The organism is Kitasatospora sp. NPDC057518 (genome assembly GCF_042802075.1).
Lineage (GTDB): Bacteria > Actinomycetota > Actinomycetes > Streptomycetales > Streptomycetaceae > Kitasatospora.
Genome location: NZ_JBHVEU010000583.1, coordinates 1 through 4714, shown reverse-complemented (window position 1 = coordinate 4714; position 4714 = coordinate 1). Strand labels below are relative to the sequence as shown.

General features: G+C 73.1%; 3 protein-coding genes. 2 read left to right on the top strand and 1 reads right to left on the bottom strand.

All coding sequences use genetic code 11. The features are described 5' to 3' along the window. Nucleotides 1–263 precede the first annotated feature (263 nt). Nucleotides 264–2663, top strand: a complete 2400-nt coding sequence (locus tag ACFU7Z_RS36535) for a lamin tail domain-containing protein (protein WP_380782356.1) — start codon at nucleotides 264–266, stop codon at nucleotides 2661–2663. A gap of 79 nt (nucleotides 2664–2742) precedes the next feature. Here ACFU7Z_RS36535 and ACFU7Z_RS36530 read toward each other — a convergent pair whose 3' ends face one another. After that, on the bottom strand, nucleotides 2743–3966 hold the full coding sequence (locus ACFU7Z_RS36530) for an FAD-dependent monooxygenase (protein ID WP_380782354.1): 1224 nt from the start codon (nucleotides 3964–3966) through the stop codon (nucleotides 2743–2745). Nucleotides 3967–4141: 175 nt separating this feature from the next. On the opposite strand from ACFU7Z_RS36530, the gene ACFU7Z_RS36525 reads away from it, so the two are divergent. Next, nucleotides 4142–4711, top strand: coding sequence for a MarR family winged helix-turn-helix transcriptional regulator (locus ACFU7Z_RS36525; RefSeq protein ID WP_380782352.1), 570 nt, complete (start codon nucleotides 4142–4144; stop codon nucleotides 4709–4711). The last annotated feature ends 3 nt before the right edge of the window (nucleotides 4712–4714 follow it).

The window sequence follows — 4714 nt, the reverse complement described above, 5'->3', positions numbered from 1 at the left end:
GTGCTGCCGGGCCCGGGCTCCGTGCTGTTCCTGTTGTTTCGGTGGATCAACAAACGTTCAAAAGGCGGCAGTTGACCGCCTGGATCCGGAGCAGAGTCTCCCACTTGTCGCGCGTAGAAACGTTCTTCCGCCGTACGTCTGGCCGTTGCCCGACGCGACCGGTAGGGATCTGGTGGCACTGCTAGAACCTCAGCGCCCCACTTTCCCATCCGTGGTCACAACCGCCGGGCCGCGCGCCCGGACGGTGGTCAGGAGTCAGCCTCATGCGGAGCACCCCGAACCCCCGGATCAACCCGAGAGCGCCGCGGTTCCGGCGCCGGACGCTCGCGGCGGCCTCCGCCGCGGCCGTGGTGGCGGCGCTGGTGGCGCTGCCCGGCGGCGTGGCGCAGGCCGCGTCGCCCGACATCGTGATCAGCCAGGTGTACGGCGGTGGCGGCAACTCCGGCGCCCCGTACGCCAACGACTTCGTCGAGCTGTACAACCGCGGCACCGCGCCGGTGTCCGTCACCGGCTGGACGGTGCAGTACGCCTCGGCCGCCGGGGGGAGCTGGTCGCGGACCACCCTCTCCGGGACGATCGCGCCCGGCCGCTACTTCCTCGTCCAGGAGGCCGCCGGAGCCGGGACGGGCGCCGCGCTGCCGACGCCGGACGCCACCGGCACGATCGCCATGTCCGCGACCTCCGGCAAGGTCGCCCTCGTCACCAACGGCACGGCGCTGGCCTGCGCTTCGGGCTGCGCGAGCCAGTCCGGGGTGAAGGACCTGGTCGGCTACGGCAGCGGCGCGAGCTCCGCCGAGGGGACGCCGACCGGCAACCTGTCGAACTCCACCGCCGCCCTGCGCACCGGCGGCGGCGCCACCGACACCGACAACAACGCGGCGGACTTCGCGATCACCGCGCCCGTGCCGCGCAACTCCTCCTCCACCGGCACCGGCGGCAACCCCGCCGGCACCCGCATCCACGACATCCAGGGCGCCGCCCGCACCTCCCCGCTGGCGGGCAGCGCGGTCAGCGCCGTGCCCGGTGTGGTGACGGCCGTCGGCCCCAACGGCTTCTGGTACCAGGACCCGCAGCCCGACAACGACCCCGGCACCAGCGAGGGCATCTACGTCTACACCGCCGGCGCGCCCTCGGTCGCGGTGGGCGACTCGGTGACGGTGAACGCCACCGTCACCCAGTACCGCCCCGGCGGCACCGGCGGTACCACCAACCTGTCGATCACCGAACTGACCGCGCCCACCGTCACGGTGGTCGCCCACAACGTCGCGCTGCCCGCCGCCACCGTGGTCGGCCAGGGCGGGCGGGTGCCCCCGTCCGCGGTCATCTCCAGCGTCACCTCCGGCGACGTCGAGGCGGCCGGGAACTTCCAGCCCGCCACCGACGGCCTGGACTTCTGGGAGTCCCTGGAGGGCATGCGGGTCGAGATCGACAACGCGGCCGTGGTCGGCCCGACCAACAAGTACGGCGAGCTCGCCGTCGTCCCGCCGGGCAGCACCACCCGCACCAACCGGGGCGGCATCCTGCTCCAGGCGAACGACGGCAACCCGGAGCGGGTCGTCCTCGGGAAGGCGCTCGCACCGACCCCGACCGCCAACGTCGGCGACACCCTGACCGGCGCCACCGTCGGCGTGCTCGACTACGCCTTCGGCAACTTCACCCTCCAGGTCACCGCGACCCCGGCGGTCACCTCCGGCGGCATCGCGCCCGAGACCACCGCCGCGCCGACGGCCGGGCAGCTCGCCGCGGCCACCTTCAACGTGGAGAACCTCGCCCCCTCCGACCCGCAGAGCAAGTTCGACGGCCTCGCGGCGGGCATCATCGGCAACCTGCGCTCGCCCGACCTGGTCGCCCTCGAGGAGATCCAGGACAACAGCGGCGCCACCGACGACGGCACGGTCAGCGCCACCCAGACCCTGGCCAAGCTCACCGCGGCCATCACCGCGGCCGGCGGCCCCTCCTACTCCTACCGCGAGATCGACCCGGTGGACGGCCAGGACGGCGGGCAGCCCGGCGGCAACATCCGCCAGGTGTTCCTGTTCCGCACCGACCGCGGCCTCTCCTTCACCGACCGCCCCGGCGCCGGATCCACCACCGCCGACTCCGTGGTGAACGCGGGCGGCACACCGCAGCTGGCCTACTCGCCCGGGCGGATCGACCCGACCAACTCGGCGTTCAACTCCAGCCGCAAGCCGCTGGCCGGAGAGTTCCGCTGGAACGGCAAGCCGGTCTTCGTGATCGCCAACCACTTCAACTCCAAGGGCGGCGACCAGCCCCTCTTCGGCCGCTACCAGCCGCCGGCCCACCCCTCGGAGACCCAGCGCCACGCCCAGGCGACCGCGGTGAAGGGCTTCACCGACCAGATCCTGGCCGTGGACCCGAACGCCTCGGTCATCGTGCTCGGCGACCTCAACGACTTCGAGTTCTCGCAGACCGCCGACATCCTCACCGCCGGCGGCTCGCTCACCGACCTGCCGCGCACCCTGCCGCTGCCCGAGCGCTACACCTACGTGTACGAGGGCAACTCGCAGGTGCTGGACCACATCCTGATCTCCGGCTCGCTCGCGGCCACGTCGTACAGCTACGACATCGTGCACATCAACAGCGAGTTCAGCACGCAGCTCAGCGACCACGACCCGCAGGTGGTGCGCATCCCGCTGCCGTAACGGCCGAGGCCGACGGTGCCGGTCTCCCCGTTCGTGGGGAGGCCGGCACCGGTGGTCCGTCGCCCGATCGTCCTGACCGTCACAGCCGTCCGGCGTAGTCCGGCAGCCGCAGGCCCGAGTGGGCGGCCCGGGCCGCCCGGGCCCTCGGCGTCGCCAGCTCGCTCGCGGCGGATTCCGGATCGCGCACCACGGCGTTGCGGGCCTCCAACTGCTCCCGTGTCCTCGGCGCCACCGACGTGCCGCCTCCGGTGGCCAGCGCCTGGTTGCGCTCGGCGAAGGGGCGCAGCCGGCGCTCGTAGGCCGCGAAGGCGGCGGTGTGGTCGGAGCGCGCGGCCAGTTCGCCGGCCAGGACGTACGCGCCGACCAGGGCGAGGCTGGACCCCTGGCCGGACAGGAACGACGTGGCGTGCGCGGCGTCGCCCGCGAGGACCACCCGCCCGCGCGACCAGCTGGGCAGGTGGATCTGGCTGACGACGTCGAAGAAGAGGTCCTCGGCGTCCCGCATCGCCGCCACCAGGCGCGGCAGGTGCCAGACCCGCTCCGGGAACCGCGAGGCGACCAGCTCGCGCTGGGCCCGCGGATCGCGGAAGGCCTCGAAGGGCGGGTCGTCGCGGGTGAAGGTGAGGAAGCCGTGGAGCCGGTCGGCGGGTTCGTGCGCGTTGAGGACCGCGCCGCGCCCGACGTCGTTCCAGACGACGGCCTCGCGGACGAGGCCGAACTCGTTCGGGAGCGTGAAGCCGGCGAAGACGTGCCCGAGGTAGCGGTGGAAGGCCTCCTCGGGGCCGAGGACCAGCCGGCGGGTGTTCGAGTGCAGGCCGTCCGCGCCGACCACGAGGTCGAAGTTGCGGCGGGCGCCGCTGTCGAACCGCACGTGGACGGCCTCCCCGTCGTCCTCCAGCGCGGCGATCGAGTCCTCGAAGAGGAACTCGACCCGGCCGCGCAGCGGCTCCTGGAGGGCGTCGGCCAGGTCGCCGCGCCGGACCTCCAGGTCGTGGCCGGCCGCGCCGCCGGTCAGCTGTTCCGGGCGCAGCGAGCCGACGGCCCGCCCGACGGAATCGACGAAGGTGATTCGCTGGCTGTCGACGTGGGCGGCGCGCAGGCGCGGCAGCAGCCCCATGCGCTCCACGACCTCGCGGGCGGGCCCGCGGACGTCGATGGCGTAGCCGCCCCCGCGCACGGCGGCGGCCTTCTCGACGACGGTCACCTCGAATCCGTACCGGTCGAGCCAGTACGCGAGCGCGGGGCCCGCGATGCTGGCCCCGGAGACGAGGACGCGACGGACGGGGCGTGACACGGTGTTCATGGCCTCTCACTTCCTTCCCGGCGGGCATCCCCGCCGGCACGTCGGTGGTACGCACCTGGACGAGCGGAAAGATACGTACCTCAGGTATCTTTATGGAGGTCACACGTCGCCCTCGCGGGCGGTGGCCAACCCCCACAATACAGATACCTAACTTAGGTATGCAAATGGAGGTGCTATGCCCGCCGCGGCTCCTGAGCCCGTCGAGGACCCCGGGTTCCCCGAGGCGTCCGACCCCCTCAAGGCTTCCGATTCCCCCGAGGCCCGCGAACCGGGGGAGCCGCGGCCCGACCTCCTCGCCGCGCTGACCCGGATCTCCCGGCTCAGCGCCGCCCTCACCCGGGGCCGCCTCGTCGAACGCGCCGTCGAGGAGGCGGGCCTGGGGCGCGACCGGCCCGCGGTGGGCGTGCTCGTCACCCTGCGCACGGCCGACGGACCCCTGCGGATCGGCGAGATCGCCGACCGCATGCAGGTCGTCGGCCCGCACATCACCCGCCAGGTCCAGATCCTGGAGAAGCACGGCCTCGCCCGCCGCATCCCCGACCCGTACGACGCCCGGGCCCGCCTCATCGAACCCACCGAGGCCGGCGCCGAGGCCGTCAACCGTTACCTCGCCTTCCTGCTCGGCTGGTTCACCGACGCCCTCGGTGACTGGCCCCGGCAGGACCGAGACGACCTCGTCCGGCTCCTCGCCCGCTTCGCCGACGATGTGACGACCCGCCTCGCCAGGCTCGACGAGGAGGAGTAGGGG